The 15,187-nt window shown below is 45.4% G+C and carries 17 protein-coding genes and 1 tRNA gene; 10 read left to right on the top strand and 8 right to left on the bottom strand.

Features of this window, described 5'->3' with window-relative positions:
• Nucleotides 1-120: 120 nt before the first annotated feature.
• Nucleotides 121-193 (bottom strand) — tRNA-His (locus QUB33_RS02440).
• Nucleotides 194-819: 626 nt separating this feature from the next.
• Between QUB33_RS02440 and QUB33_RS02435 the strand changes: the two genes are divergently transcribed.
• From QUB33_RS02435 to QUB33_RS02415, 5 genes are all read left to right on the top strand, one after another.
• Nucleotides 820-2,358: a serine/threonine-protein kinase gene (locus QUB33_RS02435; protein ID WP_333346750.1), complete on the top strand. Its 1,539-nt coding sequence runs from the start codon at nt 820-822 to the stop codon at nt 2,356-2,358.
• A gap of 198 nt (nt 2,359-2,556) precedes the next feature.
• Nucleotides 2,557-3,240 carry a manganese catalase family protein gene (locus QUB33_RS02430; protein ID WP_333346747.1) on the top strand — a complete coding sequence of 228 codons (684 nt, stop codon included), beginning with the start codon at nt 2,557-2,559 and terminating at the stop codon, nt 3,238-3,240.
• Nucleotides 3,241-3,470: 230 nt separating this feature from the next.
• Complete coding sequence (locus QUB33_RS02425) at nt 3,471-4,247, top strand: sirohydrochlorin chelatase (protein ID WP_333346745.1); 777 nt, start codon at nt 3,471-3,473, stop codon at nt 4,245-4,247.
• Entirely contained in the window at nt 4,244-5,068 is an 825-nt protein-coding gene (cobA, locus tag QUB33_RS02420; protein ID WP_333346742.1) for a uroporphyrinogen-III C-methyltransferase, read from the top strand. The genes QUB33_RS02425 and cobA overlap by 4 nt, the downstream gene beginning before the upstream one ends.
• 466 nt (nt 5,069-5,534) lie before the next feature.
• Entirely contained in the window at nt 5,535-6,125 is a 591-nt protein-coding gene (locus QUB33_RS02415) for a cytochrome b (RefSeq protein ID WP_333346739.1), read from the top strand.
• 211 nt (nt 6,126-6,336) lie between these two features.
• Here QUB33_RS02415 and QUB33_RS02410 read toward each other — a convergent pair whose 3' ends face one another.
• The 7 genes from QUB33_RS02410 to QUB33_RS02380 all read right to left on the bottom strand — a co-directional run bounded on the left by QUB33_RS02410 (nt 6,337) and on the right by QUB33_RS02380 (nt 11,051).
• Nucleotides 6,337-8,592 carry a transglycosylase domain-containing protein gene (locus QUB33_RS02410; protein ID WP_333346736.1) on the bottom strand — a complete coding sequence of 752 codons (2,256 nt, stop codon included), beginning with the start codon at nt 8,590-8,592 and terminating at the stop codon, nt 6,337-6,339.
• A 336-nt stretch (nt 8,593-8,928) separates the two neighbouring features.
• Entirely contained in the window at nt 8,929-9,051 is a 123-nt protein-coding gene (locus QUB33_RS02405) for a photosystem II reaction center protein J (RefSeq protein ID WP_006635506.1), read from the bottom strand.
• Between the two features lie 69 nt (nt 9,052-9,120).
• Nucleotides 9,121-9,243 (bottom strand): photosystem II reaction center protein L, encoded by a 123-nt coding sequence (locus QUB33_RS02400; protein WP_006635505.1) that lies wholly within the window; start codon nt 9,241-9,243, stop codon nt 9,121-9,123.
• Between the two features lie 9 nt (nt 9,244-9,252).
• Complete coding sequence (gene psbF, locus QUB33_RS02395; protein WP_006635504.1) at nt 9,253-9,390, bottom strand: cytochrome b559 subunit beta; 138 nt, start codon at nt 9,388-9,390, stop codon at nt 9,253-9,255.
• Between the two features lie 20 nt (nt 9,391-9,410).
• Nucleotides 9,411-9,659 (bottom strand): cytochrome b559 subunit alpha, encoded by a 249-nt coding sequence (gene psbE / locus QUB33_RS02390; protein ID WP_006635503.1) that lies wholly within the window; start codon nt 9,657-9,659, stop codon nt 9,411-9,413.
• A 56-nt stretch (nt 9,660-9,715) separates the two neighbouring features.
• Complete coding sequence (locus QUB33_RS02385) at nt 9,716-10,729, bottom strand: photosynthesis system II assembly factor Ycf48 (protein ID WP_333346733.1); 1,014 nt, start codon at nt 10,727-10,729, stop codon at nt 9,716-9,718.
• Nucleotides 10,716-11,051: a rubredoxin gene (locus tag QUB33_RS02380; RefSeq protein WP_190661728.1), complete on the bottom strand. Its 336-nt coding sequence runs from the start codon at nt 11,049-11,051 to the stop codon at nt 10,716-10,718. Before QUB33_RS02380 ends, QUB33_RS02385 begins: the two co-directional genes overlap by 14 nt.
• A 162-nt stretch (nt 11,052-11,213) precedes the next feature.
• Between QUB33_RS02380 and ndhC the strand changes: the two genes are divergently transcribed.
• The 5 genes from ndhC to QUB33_RS02355 all read left to right on the top strand — a co-directional run bounded on the left by ndhC (nt 11,214) and on the right by QUB33_RS02355 (nt 14,811).
• Complete coding sequence (gene ndhC, locus QUB33_RS02375) at nt 11,214-11,576, top strand: photosynthetic/respiratory NAD(P)H-quinone oxidoreductase subunit C (protein WP_006635500.1); 363 nt, start codon at nt 11,214-11,216, stop codon at nt 11,574-11,576.
• Complete coding sequence (gene ndhK / locus QUB33_RS02370) at nt 11,567-12,289, top strand: photosynthetic/respiratory NAD(P)H-quinone oxidoreductase subunit K (protein ID WP_333050395.1); 723 nt, start codon at nt 11,567-11,569, stop codon at nt 12,287-12,289. The genes ndhC and ndhK overlap by 10 nt, the downstream gene beginning before the upstream one ends.
• The gene (locus tag QUB33_RS02365) at nt 12,282-12,785 is read left to right on the top strand and encodes an NAD(P)H-quinone oxidoreductase subunit J (protein WP_172190238.1); all 504 of its coding nucleotides are present in this window, start codon (nt 12,282-12,284) and stop codon (nt 12,783-12,785) included. Before ndhK ends, QUB33_RS02365 begins: the two co-directional genes overlap by 8 nt.
• 150 nt (nt 12,786-12,935) lie before the next feature.
• Complete coding sequence (locus QUB33_RS02360) at nt 12,936-14,480, top strand: hypothetical protein (RefSeq protein ID WP_333346728.1); 1,545 nt, start codon at nt 12,936-12,938, stop codon at nt 14,478-14,480.
• A gap of 130 nt (nt 14,481-14,610) precedes the next feature.
• Entirely contained in the window at nt 14,611-14,811 is a 201-nt protein-coding gene (locus QUB33_RS02355; protein WP_333346725.1) for a DUF4926 domain-containing protein, read from the top strand.
• Nucleotides 14,812-15,187: the final 376 nt, after the last annotated feature.

Raw genomic sequence — 15,187 nt, 5'->3', positions numbered from 1 at the left:
TTGTGCCGACAGAACCGCTACATCCCAAAAAAGATTAAGGTGTGCAATGCACACCCTACGACCATCGCAAATTACCGTACAGGCGACGGGATATTGAATTAAAGTGTTTAGAATCAAAAGGGCGAACGATGGGACTTGAACCCACGAATGGTGGTACCACAAACCACTGCCTTAACCACTTGGCTACGCTCGCCGTATCAGTTTTAACTATAGCATCAGATCTCAGCACAAGTCTAGGGGTAGGGCAAAAATATTTTGAAATATTTTTGAGCGTCCCTGAACCGGACAGATCGATTGTGCCTCAAGTTCCAAGCACAGTAAGACTATAGCACAATTTTCGCTCTTCCCGATCGCACAGGCCGATCGGCAATTATCCTGCCCCCAGCAGTTATGCGGCCTGGGTTCGGTAACTTTGGCAGCGTCCCGATTCGATCTAGCGCATTAAAATAGCCTTATCACCCCAGGCGCATCTACATTTTACAGTCCTGTTTGATAAAACTCACCTCTGGCACCATTTTTAATAACAGGCAAGATGCCTGTTCCACAAAGAATGAATTTCTTTTGGGGAGTAGGGGTTGGGCATCCTGCCCCTAAAAGCCTTATTGAGAATGGTGCAACATCTCAGATGAAATGCTTGTGGGGTTTCCCGCCCGCCCGAAAAATGCAACACAAGAAGCGGGACAGCTTATCCCACACCGCATGAGTTATCAACCATCCTTCTTCTCTCTCTTCTCTCTTCCCTCTTCCTTCGCGCAGCTTCGCGTCTTCGCGGTTCGTTTAAAAAAAAGTCTTGTCCGCAATATAAAATCTAAAATCAATATGAGCTACTGTGTGAACCCTGAATGTCAAAATCCTCAAAACTCCAACGCCGCACAATTTTGCTTAAACTGCGGCTTTAACCTGGTGCTGAGACAGCGATATCGCCCGATTGAACTTTTAGGTAGAGGCGGATTTGGTAAAACTTTCCTAGCAATTGATGAAGACATCCCATCTCTACCCCCCTGTGCAGTCAAGCAATTTTATTTTTACGACCGCGACCCCGAAATTTTCAACAAAGCCGTTGAATTATTTCGGCAAGAAGGCGTCCGTTTAGACGAGCTCGGAAAACACCCGCAAATCCCCACATTATTAGCCGGATTTGAACAAGAAGGTCATATTTATTTAGTTCAAGAGTTTATAGAGGGATCGACTCTTAAACAAGAATTAGATAAGAGTGTATACGATGAAAATCAAATTTGGCAAGTGCTGCAAGACTTATTGCCGGTGCTGCAGTTTATCCATGACAAGCGCGTCATTCACCGCGACATCAAACCCGAAAATATTATCCGCCGACAGTCAGACAACAAATTCGTATTGATCGATTTCGGCATTGCCAAACTGCTGACTGATTCAGCTATGCTTCGTCCAGCAACGCTCATCGGCAGTCAAGATTATGTAGCCCCCGAACAAATGCGCGGCAAAGTATTTCCTGCTAGCGACCTTTACAGTTTAGGTGTTACTTGCATTCGCCTGATGACGCAAGTTCCTCCCTTGGATATGTATGACTGCAACAACGAGCGCTGGTGGTGGCGCGAGTTTCTCCCCAAAGCCACGAGTATTAGCGACGAGTTAGGCGAAATTTTAGATAAATTGCTGCAAACTCGTCTCACTCAGCGCTACAGTTTTGCTACGGAAGTTTTGCAAGATATCCAAGCAGCTTTAGATATTCGCAATCAAAATTTGCTTTCGCCCGAAAAGCCGATGATCGCTCCTACTCTTAATAATAGCGACAACTCAACCGATATCAGCGCGCTACCAACTTCTGATTCTCCAATTTTACCGACCAATGCCGTCGCCCATTGTGCAGAAAATTTTTCCTTATCTGCTACTTCAAATACTTCAAATATCGAGCCAACCCTAATTTCTGCACGGGGAGTTGATTATACCAAACTGCGAGATTTTTTGTGTAACAAAAAGTGGAAAGAAGCCGATCGCGAAACTTGGGGCTTGATGTGTCAGTCTCTTTCCCAGGAACCGGGAACTCAGCTAGAAATTAGCCAAATTTACCAGCTATCCTGCGAAGATTTGCAAACAGTCGATCGCCTTTGGTTGCACTACAGTCAAGGTCGGTTTGGCTTCAGCGTCCAAAAGCAGATTTACGAAAGCGTTAAGCGAGACTATATCAGATTTTGCGATCTGGTGAACTGGCAAACCTACAATTCTGCTACTACTTTAGGGCAGATTAAATTTAGTCAGCGATCACCAATCGGACACCTCCCCTCTCGCAGTTGGGTTGGCGGCATTCAGTGGCTGCGACACCTCGATGCCCTGTCAGCAAAATTAACCGAGTGCGACAATAATGCTGCTCCTAAATTGTAATTTGTCTACCGACAAAATAACTAAATTTTTATTTTTAAACTCTACCTGAAAGCAGAGAAATTTGTCTCGTTAGATGTAACTAGCGACCGAGGCTCGCTGCGATCGGTTGCCGCACAATGGAGTGTGAATGCGAACACAGATAAAGTCTGCGAGCCTGAGACTTTAATAACAGAACTAACTAAAGAGAGGTATCGATCCATGTTTTTTCACAAAAAACAATTAATGGCTGCGGTGACAGTAGACGAGCCCAATCCCCGTTTTGCCCAATTGCTGCTAGAACAGTTTGGCGGAGCAACCGGAGAACTGACAGCAGCTCTGCAATACTGGGTGCAGTCCTTTCACTGTGAAGATGCAGGGATTAAGGATATGCTCCAAGATATTGCACTAGAAGAATTCAGCCACTTAGAAATGGTGGGCCAACTGATAGAAATGCACACCAAAAACGTTGACCAAACAGAAGCTTACAAAAGCACTTTGTTTGCGGTGCGCGGCGTAGGCCCACACTTGTTAGACAGCCAAGGTCAAGCTTGGACGGCTGCTTATATCAACGAAGGCGGGGAGGTGGTGCGCGATTTGCGTGCTAATATCGCTGCGGAAGGAGGAGCTCGCCAAACCTACGAAGAGTTGATTAAACTAGCCCCGGATGCAGGAACGAAAAAGACGCTGCACTTTCTGCTGACTCGCGAAATTTCTCACACTCAAATGTTTATGAAAGCTCTGGAATCGGTGGGCAAACTCACCGATCCGCTGTTCGGCAATATTCCCCCAGATTCCACCGTGGATCTCTACTTTAACTTGTCCACAAATGGCAAGGACGAACGCGGCCCTTGGAACTCGGAACCTACTTTCCAGTACATCGCCGATCCCGCTCCCAAAGCTTAATTTGATAGTTGTGTAGGGTGTGTGGCTTAAAAGATTTAAGCCCAGTGTTAAGTAAGTTGTAAGCCGCGCACCTTCTTTTTGAGGGTGCGCGGCTTAGAATATTTAAGCCCAGTGTTCAGTAATTTTAAAACCGCGCACCTTGGTTAAGTTGTTACAGGTGCGTGACTCGGAATATTCGGGTTAAGTGTTGAGTAATTTTCAAGTCCCGCGCCCTACGGTGCTATAATTATTTGAATTTCCGATCGAACATTAACATCAAATCCATATTGAAATTGCGATCGACCTATTTATTAGTCTCTCACGGCAGCCGCGACCCCAGACCTCAAGTAGCTTTGGAAAACCTAGCTCAACTGCTGTCTCAAAAATTGGCTGACTCGTTCCCCGCAGTAGCAACCGCCACCTTAGAACTCGGGCCCGCACCGCTGCACGAACAAATTTGCAGTTTGGGCGAACGTACTCTGTCGCTGGGACTGACAGAATTGCAAATCCTGCCTGTATTTTTATTGCCAGGAGTTCACGTCGCCGAAGACATACCGGCAGAGGTGGAAATTGCCCAACAAACTTTTGGTGACAAGCTAAAAATTGAATTGCGCCCGCATTTAGGTTCGCAGGAAGCAGGCTTAACAAAATTGGTAAAAAGTCAGATGGAAGAGGTGACTTTTCTCCCCAATCTGCTATTGCCAAAATGGATTTTATTATCTCACGGCAGCCGTCGCCCCGGAGGTAACTCGACTGTTGAGGAAATCGCCAGCAAACTCGGTGCGGTGACAGCTTATTGGTCGGTAAAGCCGAGTTTGGAAGAGCAAATTGACAGTTTGGTTCGTGGTGGACAGCAGCAAATAGGGATTGTGCCATACTTCTTATTTAATGGAGGAATTACAGATGCGATCGCCAAAAATGTCGCACAGCTAAAGCAGCAATTTCCTACGGCGGAGCTTTATCTCGCAAATCCTCTAGGCGCAAGTGTAGAATTAGCAGACTTAATTGGGAATTTAATTCAAAAATGAACCGCAGAGGCACAGAAGAGGTAAAGGAAGCAAGAAAAATGTCTTTAGGAAAAGTGTATTTAGTAGGTGCGGGGCCAGGAGATCCGGGTTTGATGACCTTGAAGGGAAAAGCTTTGTTAGAGTGCGCGGATGTGGTGATTTACGACGCTTTAGTCAGTCCTCAAATTTTGGCAGCAATCAACCCCCAAGCAGAACGAATTGATGCCGGAAAACGCAAAGGCCGTCACTCGTTAATGCAAGATGAAACAACTCAGCTAATGATAGAAAAAGCTGGAGATAATGCGATCGTAGTTCGTCTCAAAGGCGGCGATCCGTTTATCTTCGGTCGCGGCGGCGAAGAAATGGAAGAGTTGGTAAAAGCGGGAGTGTCGGTAGAAGTCGTGCCGGGTGTAACTTCTGGGATTGCGGCCCCTGCTTATGCGGGAATTCCTTTAACACATCGATCCTACAGTTCCTCAGTCACCTTTGTCACCGGTCACGAATCAGCGGGAAAATATCGGCCGGAGGTAAATTGGCAGGCGATCGCCCGGGGCTCCGAAACCATTGTAGTATACATGGGAATCCACAATTTGCCTTACATTATCGGCCAGTTAACAGCAGCCCAAATGAGTGCAGAAACGCCCATAGCGTTAGTGCGCTGGGGAACGCGGCCCGAACAAGAAGAATTGATCGGAACTTTGGCTACAATTGTAGAGCAAGTTGAGGCAACTGGATTTGCAGCACCTGCGATCGCGGTCATTGGAAACGTCGTCAATTTGCACTCGATATTGTCGGGCTGTCGCCCTGTTTCTCAGACCCAAGACTTGTGCATCGGAGGCTAGAAACCCGGTTTCTTAGCAAAAGTTGCCGCGATGAACGAAAAATATACGAAGAAACCAAGTTTCTGAGGTTGCAACTGCGTCCCGGAGTAAAACAGTCCGGGCTTGAAGTATCTGCCATAGAGACTATTTTCTCTGTGGTAGCATTTCTTCGGAGAGTAAAAAGCATTTTTAGGAGCGGCAGCGTCTAAATGCTCTCACCCTTGATGCTTTCTTTTCCTTAGCCTTGGTCGCCAGAAACATAAGAAAGTTTTAATCCCGGTTTATCTCAGATTTATAGAACTTACATATATGGAATGACACATCCCAAAAACGGATACAAGCCCGACTTAAGTCGTGGTGATATAACAATTTTAGACAAAACTTCAAGCTCCTAAATTCATCTGTGGAGTAAATCTAAAATCTAAAATCTAAAATCTAAAATCGACTGACAGAACCCAAACACCATTCAATGTTTACGAGGTATTCGATGAGTTCCAAATTAGTTCCGCCAGAAACAAAGCCCCAGCCAAGAACAAATTCAGCCTTCAAGCAATTATGGTCAATGCACGCGGTGATGGCAACCTGTTATTTCCTGCTGTTGCTTGGGGGATTTTGGATGGTTAGAATGCCAGACAATACACCATTACAAGGTAACGCTTATAGCTTGCACAAATCGATTGGCGTGTTGACAATTGGATTGCTAACTTGGCGTATTTTCATTTTGCAGCAAGTTTGGTGGCGTAAGTATACGCGCCGCCGCCCCAAGTTTACAGGTGAGTGGATTCGCACGTTTCTACTGCACACGGCAATGTATCTGTTTATGCTAGCGGTTCCTCTGAGCGGAGTTTTCCTATCTAATTCGTATAAGAGCGGGAATCTCCCTTTCTTCTGGGTTGCAACGTTGCCAGATATCTTTCCTAAAAATCCAGCGGTTGTAGATTTCGCAGGAGATTTACATTTCTGGATTGCTTATACTTTCCTGGCATTTATTGTACTGCACACGATCGACCAACGAAAATATGTGCGATCGCTTTGGAGACGAACAACCCAAGCCCTGAAAAAATCCTCGCTCAGTTAACCTTAATCCGCCTGGGAATCAATAACTTATGTATGTCATTGCTCGCTCTTGAGCGTTAGCTTTCGCTATCCGACGGAAAGCAATTGCAGCATCTGTTTTTGATGGGTTCTGCGCCCAGGAGTTTTAGATTGAGTTGATAAGCTGTACCGCATTTAAATTGTATATTTTAATGCGGTATCAAAATTCATCCAATCCCCTCCCCCACATCTACTCAACGCGCCACCTGCCGCATATATTCCCCCCACAACAAAGCGGCATTTGCACTACCTCCCCCAGTCGGAGAATTATCATCATTTCCCAACCAAACTCCTGTCACCAGTTGCTGACTCGGAATATAACCGACAAACCACAAATCTCTATTATCATTAGTCGTGCCTGTTTTTCCAGCTTCTCCCAACCCCAAAGCAGCACTGCTACCCGTACCTCCGCGCACCACACCTTGCAGCATATCAGTCATCGTATCCGCTACGGCTTCCGAAACTAACTGCCGATTGGCAATGCCATCTTTTTGATAGTCATAAATCACCCGGCAACTGTTAAAATCATTTCTATCTTTGCAATCGCTGCTGTCAATAATTCGCTTAATTACGTGGGGACGATTTCCCAAACCCCGATTGGCCAAAACCCCGAAAGCACCCGTTAATTGCAACACGTTAACTTCACTTTCACCTAATACTAAACCCGGGTTAGAACGCAGTTCAGAAGTAATTCCCAAACGTCTGGCCATTCCCACTACATTTTCTAAACCGACATCTTGTTGTGCTATTCTCAAAGCAATTGCATTTTCCGACTGTGCTAAACCCCGATACATATCAGCACTACCGCTGCTTCTTTCGCAGCCGCTGTAACTTTGTCCGCCCCAGGAAAGGGGGGCGCAAGAATAAGTTTTATCGGGTGAGATTCCCCGTTCCAAGGCGGCTGCATAGGTGAAAATCTTAAATGTAGAACCGGGCTGTCTCAAAGCTTGGGTAGCCCGATTAAACTGACTTTTTAAGTAATCTACGCCCCCAACTAAAGCTAAGACTTCTCCGGTTGTACTATTGAGAGTTACCACGGCTCCTTGAGAAAAACCTGCACTGGCTCCCGCATTTTCAACAGCATTTCTGAGGGAACTTTCCGCCAACTTTTGCAGGCCGGGATTCAAACCTGTTTCTACAATAAAATTGCCTTCTCGGGCTAACTGCTCCCCCAGCAAAAACTCCAATTCGTCAAATACATAACTGTAGAAATAAGGAGCGATCGTACTTTGCAGGTATTGGCGAGCTTTGGGATTGATCTCAATTCGCGATCGCCTCGCGCGATCTGCTTCTTCCTGAGAAACCGTCCCCAGTGCCCGCATCCGTTCGATCACTCGATCGCGGTACTGCACCGCCAATTGATAATTTTGAATCGGATTAAAACTGTTTGGCGCAGGCAAAATGCCCGCCAAAGTTGCCGCCTCTGACAAAGTTAAATCCTTCGCCGATTTGCCAAAATAAAACCGAGACGCATCCTCAAAACCGTAAAGGTCAATTCCCAAAAACACGCGATTTAAATAAGTCAGCAACAGCTCATCTTTGCTGTAATAATTCTCCAGTTTCAACGCAACTACAGCTTCCCGTAACTTGCGTCCTGCCGAATCTTGAGTTCCCACATAATCTCGAAACAAACTCCTCGCTAACTGCTGCGTCACAGTGCTGCCGCCTTCGCGAATTCCTCCCCCGCGAACATTGGTCAAAAGCGCCCGCAAAACTCCGATCGGATCTACCCCCAAATGCCAATTGTAGCGGCTGTCTTCCGAAGCAAGTACCGCCTTGGATAAATAAGGCGAAAAATCCTGCAATTTTTTTAATTCTAAGTGAGCGTTATTCTGAGGAGGACGCAGGGGAGTTTGTCCGTCGCGGGCGTAAACAATCACGGGGCCATTGATACTTCTCGGCAGAGGCCGCACTTGAAACTTTGTCGATTCCATCCCTACCAACACCGCAATCAAAGCGGTGATTCCGCTGACGCCGTAAAAGCTGTAACGCACAAATTGCAAATACCAAGGCGGCGGATATACGTACTGAATTCTGACAGCGGCGGCTAGTTCCGGCGGCCCTAATGTGAACACGTCTCCGTGACGCAGGGACATACTTTTAACTCGCCTTTTGCCGCTGTAAATGCCGTTGGTGGAGTCTTCATCTTTGATGACAAAAGGAGTCCGCCGCCGAGTATCCCGTGACAGAGATAAGTGCACGTGACTGACAACGGGATTGCGAACTACAATATCTGAAGATTTGGACGATCGACCTAACAAATATCGATCGCCCAACAGCGGATAAACCTCAGCTTTAGCTGCACCCGCATCCTGTACCCACAGTTCGGGTACTTTGGCATTAGGTTTCAGCGCTAGCTGGTTAAAATTAACCTTGGCAATAGTCTGGACTGCTTGGGTAATTGCACCCAAGACGGTTTGAGGTTTGCGGGGCGGCGGCGGTGGGGTCATATTTCGCTGTGCACTACAGTCGAGCGATCGGCTCTTGCACCATTCTACTCGCAACTTTTGGCTAATTTCAGGATTTGCCCCACAGAAGGAGGCGATCGTCGGCTAGTGGCGATCGATTTTGGGGTGATTGGTGAACCCGCCCGGAATCCGTTTATTGGGCAAATCTCTACCCAACCACAAAAAATCCCGCTATCACGAGAGAATTAAAGTATCATAAACTTGCCCAAAAATCAACACTTTAAATCAAATTTATCCCTAATTTACCAACATACTTTAAGTAATTAAAACCCCCCTTGAAAAAGGGGGGTTAAAAGCAGAAAATCCGCTTAATTCTCCTTACATCGAAGAACCCAAACCGGCATAAGCACCGTAGAAGAAAAGGCTCACAATGCTCAGAACACCGAGACCTGCGACAGTAGCTACCAGCCACAAAGGAATTCTGCCACTTTCACTAAACATAGCTATCACCTCACTAATTCACAGCTAAACACATTCGATCGAACTATCGAAAGCAAACTCAGACACCAGTTAGTTAAAGAAATAACTGGAAAACAAAATACCCAGAGTAAAAATCAGCAACAAACCCAAATACAAAGAAGTCCGGTTTAACTCAACAGGCTGCTCGTTGGGATTAGGAAGGCGCTCAGGCATTGTAAACTCCTATCGTTGAATAAATTGCATTGCTGCGATCGCGCCCAAAAAGAAAATTGTTGGGACACCTAAAGTATGAACTGCCAACCAGCGCACCGTAAAAATCGGATACGAAATTGGCTCATTATTTGGGGTTCTGCTCGTCATTTTTCCAAATCCTTGTTAAATTACTTGGCAATGAACTGATCTACTTGTTTCTTAGCTTCAAAGCGATCCGAGATAATCGGCACTTCTTCCCGCTGCGGTGTGAAATACTGGTTAGGGCGAGGAGTTCCGAAAGCATCGTAAGCCAAACCCGTTTGCACAAACAGCCATCCAGCAATAAACAAAGCCGGAATGGTGATGCTGTGAATTACCCAATAACGGATACTTGTAATAATGTCCCCAAACGGACGTTCTCCAGTTGTACCAGCCATTTAGAATCCTCCTTTCAACAACAAATTGACAGACAATCTCTATTACTATTCTACTATCAAGCAGCTTGTGCTGAACCTTGATATTTAAGTAAAGTACCGCTCGCGCCGATCACAAATCCGCGATCGGGGCCCATAAAGACAATCCTGTAAAAATTAGCGGGAACATCTTCTACTTCGCGGTCTTTTAGCCAAGTTTTCCCGCCGTCCAAACTGCACAGCAAATTGCCGCCCCCGCCGGCTACCCAAACTTCATTATCAGTCCGGTAAGCCATGTCCAGCAAACCCCAACTTGCTTTGCGATCGGGAAAAAACGGTTTTCCCCAACCGTCAGGATTGGACGGATCGCTAAACTGAATCTGACCGCCGCGGGCGAGCATCCACAAACGCCCATCCTTGGTAAAGCCCATATTTTGCAGGCGGCGAGAACTATTGCGGTTGTGAGGTTCCCAAGCTTCTTGTCCTGGTTTCCACACCGAGTAGAAATTGCCTTTCGAGGAAACCGCAACATACTGCCCGTCTTGAGAACGGTTGATATTGCGAACTACCCCAAAAGAATCCTGCACGACTGCTTTCCAATTTTTGCCGCCGTCAGAAGTCCGGTAAATCGCCCCGACATCGGTCGTCATCTCGGCGGAATTCGGGCCCAAAGCTGCGATCGTACTCGGAGAACCTGGCAACTGACTGCTCAAAGCAATCCGCGTCCAAGACTTGCCCTCATCGTTCGTGTGGAGCAAAACAGAAGGCTGGCCGACAATCCAGCCTTCGGAACCCGAAAAACTCACCGAGGCAAAACGCGACCTAGGATCGTCGATATCCAGTGCTACAGACTTCCAGCTAGTGCCACCGTCCGAGGTTTCGAGCAGAGTCGCCTCAGAACCCACAACCCAGCCGTGTTGAGGATTGCCCGTAAAGGCAATATCCTGCAAATTAGCTTCCGTCGGCAAGGAAACCACTTGCCAGGGGTTGTAACTCACGGAACCGATGGTGCTGCAACTCGTACAGATGAGGGCAGCGGCCAATAACATTACAATTCGTTGCCAAAATCTCACAATCGTTTTACTGCAAACCATACATACTAAGTAACAACAAGAAACCAACGACCAAGCCGCCAAAAATCAGCAAACTTTTCTGACCTTCCGTCATGCCGTTGACACCGACACCGTAGCGCTGATTTGCCTTAAATCCCGATACCCCTTCCTGCTGACCGAGATTTTGAAACGCCGACTTGCGCGCCCCGCAAACGGGACAGACCCAAGTTTGGGGCAAATCTTCAAAAGCCGTGCCGGGGGCAATGTCATTTTTAGGATTCCCTTTTTTCGGATCGTAGACGTAGCCGCAGGCGCGACACTCGTGCCGATCGAGGGTTTTGGTTTCAGTAGCTCGATCGCTCATAGCTCCAAAAGAGTAGGTAAGCTAATCTTAAAATATACATTAAAAATTATTGCAGAAGATGGACGATTAATCTCAACCAACCCGTAATTTTAGCTACCCAAAATCTATATAATGTAACAGACAAGTTACAGAACCCTTTCACCTAGGCAGTAATTATTCACCGTGTTTGCACTCAGCGGCTACGAGTATTTCTTAGGCTTCCTGTTAATTTCCAGCCTAGTCCCTATCCTCGCCCTCACGGCGTCTAAGGTACTGCGCCCCAAAAGTCGTCCCTACGACCGACGCACTACCTACGAATCCGGCGTCGAGCCGATCGGCGGAGCCTGGATTCAATTCAACATCCGATATTATATGTTCGCCCTGGTCTTCGTCATCTTCGACGTAGAGACCGTCTTCCTGTATCCTTGGGCGGTTGCTTTCAACCAGCTAGGACTGTTGGCTTTTATCGAAGCCTTGTTTTTTATCACGATCCTCGTTATTGCTCTTGTCTATGCATGGCGCAAAGGAGCCTTGGAATGGTCTTAAGTTCTGACAAATCACAAAAAGCGCTGATCAACCCTGTCGAGCGCCCCGAAGTCACATCCCAACTCTCAGAGAACGTCATCCTGACAACAGTGGATGACCTCTACAATTGGGCGAGACTTTCGAGCCTGTGGCCGCTGCTTTTCGGCACGGCCTGCTGCTTCATCGAATTCGCGGCTTTGATCGGATCGCGCTTTGACTTCGACAGATTCGGCTTAGTACCGCGATCGAGCCCCCGGCAAGCCGACTTGATCATCACTGCCGGCACAATTACCATGAAGTACGCCCCCATCTTGGTGCGGCTGTACGAACAAATGCCGGAACCCAAATACGTGATCGCGATGGGCGCTTGCACCATCACCGGCGGAATGTTCAGCATGGACTCCACCACAGCAGTCCGCGGCGTTGACAAACTGATTCCGGTAGACGTGTACATCCCCGGCTGTCCCCCCCGCCCAGAAGCGATTATTGACGCAATTATCAAACTGCGGAAAAAAATCGCCAACGATTCCATGCAAGAACGGGCCAATTTGCTGCCAACCCACCGCTACTACACCAGACCCCACAAAATGAAAGTAGTAGACGACATTTTGGACGGCAAATACTTGTCTATTCCAGGCCGGATAGCGCCGCCAAAGGAATTGACGGAAGCAATGGGAATGCCAGTACCGCCGGCCCTGCTTGCAGGACAAAAACAGGAGGTAAACCGTGGCTGAGACAGAATCTGCAATTGTTGAAGCCGGGAAGGTTTCCCAGTGGTTGACTCAGAATGGCTTTGAACATGAAGCTTTAGCGGCCGATAATTTGGGCGTGGAGATATTAAAGGTCGATCGAGAATTCTTAATTCCGATGTCAACAGCACTGTATGCCTACGGGTTTAATTATATGCAGTGCCAGTGCGCCTACGACCAAGGGCCGGGACAAGATTTAGTCAGCGTCTACCACTTGGTTAAACTGACAGACAATGCTTCCAAGCCTGAAGAAGTCCGCGTCAAAGTATTCGTACCCCGCGAAGATCCCAGAGTGCCATCAGTCTACTGGATTTGGAAAGCAGCCGACTTTCAAGAGCGGGAATCCTACGATATGTACGGCATAGTCTATGAAGGACATCCGAATCTGAAACGGATTTTGATGAACGAAGATTGGGTAGGCTGGCCACTGCGGAAAGATTACATTTCCCCTGATTTCTACGAATTGCAAGACGCTTATTAAGTGAGTTTTGCTAGGGCGGGTTTGAGCATAAAATTGGACTTTTGCGGTCAAGTTTTATGCAAAACCCGCCCTCTGTTTTTTAATTAACTGGTTCCTAGGCTCTGCCCGGGAACCGATGTCCAAAAACGCTATTTTCAAAAAAGTATTAGTATGGTTTACGAAACTGCTGGTTTAATAGCTTTACTAAGTATCGTAATAATTTACCTGCAACTTCGCCGGGGTAAGAACAAACCAGAGGATAACAGGCTCGAAGCACAGACAGTCGAGCTTAGGCAAATCAACCAGCAGTTACAACAAGGAAATAACCTATTTACCGCCTTTATAGTTCAAATCCTTGCAAGATTTAAGCAAACAGAGGCAGAACTCAAGGCAACTACTACTGAGAACAATTCTTTGAAGCAGACGGTTCAAAAGCTACAACAACAGTTAGCAAGTGTTGAGAGCGAAAGAGATGAAGTAAGGAAAATTTCAACAGATCTTCGTATTGAAAATATTTACTTTGAACAAAAAATTGAAGAACTAGAAGCTCATAAAAAAGTTCTTATTCAAGAATTGGGTAGTTCTCTCAGCAGTCAAGATATAGAGTTTATAACGTGGGAATTTTTAATCGAGAAAGTTAAAGAGGTTACTAGCCAGCTTAATGAAGTCATAGCCCAAAATCAATCACTCATTCAAATAAATAGGGATTTACAGCAAGAAAGAGACGTTCTGAGGAGAGAGTTAAATCAAGCTAAAGATAATAATACTAGATTGACACAAGATAATCTACAACTCCGAGCTAGCAAAAACTCTTTAGAGTCAGAACTAAGACGAGCACTAGACAGAATTCAACCTTTAGAGATAGATAATAACCAGCTAGAGCAAGAAAAAACCCAATTAGAAAGTAAACTTTATGAGTTAAATTCATTAAAGTCCAATTCATTAAACTCCAATTCACGTCAATTAGAAACAAAAGTTAAGCAACTAGAAGAGAATGCCAGAGAGCTAGAAAAAGCCAAAATAAGTTTAGAGCTACAGCTTAAGGAGGAGAAAAATAGAGTTGCACTTCTTCAGCAAGAAATTGAGAGTTTGAAAAATAAAAATAAAAATCAGGCTCAGGAAATTAATCGGCTGCTTGCAAAAATAGATCAACAAGAGGAGAGCATAAAAGAGCTACGAGAAGAAATTGAGAGGTTGAAAATTATAATAGTAACTCCGGATAAACAAATTAATCGCCTGCTTGCAAAAATAGCTCAACTAGAGGAGAGAATAAAAAAGCTGCTTGCAAAAATAGCTCAACTAGAGGAGAACATAAAAAAGCTACTTGCCAGAATAACTCAACTAGAGGAGAACATAAAAGAACTAGAGAATATCATAAGAGATCTAAGAAAAAAACCTGATGGAATAAGTTTATTAAAAGATTATAATGATTTAGTTTATTTCGTTCAAACATCTTTAGGAGCTTCAGGTATAGAGGAATTAAATGATTGGGGAAAAACGGAAAATTTTTACATAGAACTTATCAGTAGACTTTGTTTTATCGATACGATACTCGTAACTAAGATTAGATCCTTGGAATGTGAATTAAATTTCGTTTATCATGAAGATATTTCTGAGGTTTTAGCTGTTAGCTTTAGCTATCCCGGTAAATTCTTGTTTTGGAGTAATGGCGAAATGTGGTGGGAACTAAGTTATTTCTTCAATAGTAAGTTGTAATTCAGGGTTTATAAATCCAACCGATGAATTCCAACAATAGCAAAAAAAAACTAGAATACGGGGATTTTGAAATGAGATAAACTGAGGGCTACTTATTCGTATCCGCAGTACCTGGAGGTAATAAAAGAAAGTGGAAAATAATACAATTAAATTACTAGATATCGTTGCCTTGACAGTTGACATTCCTAAATACAACCTGTGGCGCGGACAAGTAGGGACTGTGGTTGAACTGTTGGCTGATGGTGCAGCATTTGAGGTTGAATTTAGCGCTCGCAACGGACGCACTTATGAATCTGTCGGGTTGTATCGAGAGCAAATCATGGTGTTGTAGTTTGAGCCAGCATCACCTGATATCAAACCCGAAATGGTTACAGCATAAGTGGCACAATAACTTGCGGACTTTATAAAAAATAGAAATTTGTAACCGCAGATGCACGCAGATAAACGCAGATAGATAGAGATATAATTTATATTATCGGTAATCCTGAAAACCTATGACTCAAGCTTTACGTAAGCTCGTAAACTTCGAGGAATTTGTGGAGTAGCTGCCAGAAAATGCGGCGGTACGCTACGAACTGCACAATCGAAATATTATTGAAATAATACAACCAGTAGGCGAACATCAAGAAGTTAAGCTGTTCAGCATCTAAAACGCATATTGCATAGTATAATATGATGATATTTAGAAAAAGTCAATGCCTACTAAA

Source organism: Microcoleus sp. B3-A4, from assembly GCF_036705385.1.
In the GTDB taxonomy this organism is placed as follows: Bacteria; Cyanobacteriota; Cyanobacteriia; order Cyanobacteriales; family Microcoleaceae; genus Microcoleus.
The sequence above is the reverse complement of the archived record's forward strand: the minus strand, read 5'-3'. Positions and strand labels throughout refer to the sequence as shown.

Coding starts and splice junctions, on each gene's coding strand:
- QUB33_RS02435 (WP_333346750.1), top strand. CDS start 820: ATGAGCTACTGTGTGAACCCTGAATGTCAAAATCCTCAAAACTCCAAC.
- QUB33_RS02430 (WP_333346747.1), top strand. CDS start 2,557: ATGTTTTTTCACAAAAAACAATTAATGGCTGCGGTGACAGTAGACGAG.
- cobA (WP_333346742.1), top strand. CDS start 4,244: ATGAACCGCAGAGGCACAGAAGAGGTAAAGGAAGCAAGAAAAATGTCT.
- QUB33_RS02415 (WP_333346739.1), top strand. CDS start 5,535: ATGAGTTCCAAATTAGTTCCGCCAGAAACAAAGCCCCAGCCAAGAACA.
- QUB33_RS02410 (WP_333346736.1), bottom strand. CDS start 8,592: ATGACCCCACCGCCGCCGCCCCGCAAACCTCAAACCGTCTTGGGTGCA.
- QUB33_RS02405 (WP_006635506.1), bottom strand. CDS start 9,051: ATGTTTAGTGAAAGTGGCAGAATTCCTTTGTGGCTGGTAGCTACTGTC.
- QUB33_RS02400 (WP_006635505.1), bottom strand. CDS start 9,243: ATGCCTGAGCGCCTTCCTAATCCCAACGAGCAGCCTGTTGAGTTAAAC.
- psbF (WP_006635504.1), bottom strand. CDS start 9,390: ATGACGAGCAGAACCCCAAATAATGAGCCAATTTCGTATCCGATTTTT.
- psbE (WP_006635503.1), bottom strand. CDS start 9,659: ATGGCTGGTACAACTGGAGAACGTCCGTTTGGGGACATTATTACAAGT.
- QUB33_RS02385 (WP_333346733.1), bottom strand. CDS start 10,729: ATGGTTTGCAGTAAAACGATTGTGAGATTTTGGCAACGAATTGTAATG.
- QUB33_RS02380 (WP_190661728.1), bottom strand. CDS start 11,051: ATGAGCGATCGAGCTACTGAAACCAAAACCCTCGATCGGCACGAGTGT.
- ndhK (WP_333050395.1), top strand. CDS start 11,567: ATGGTCTTAAGTTCTGACAAATCACAAAAAGCGCTGATCAACCCTGTC.
- QUB33_RS02360 (WP_333346728.1), top strand. CDS start 12,936: ATGGTTTACGAAACTGCTGGTTTAATAGCTTTACTAAGTATCGTAATA.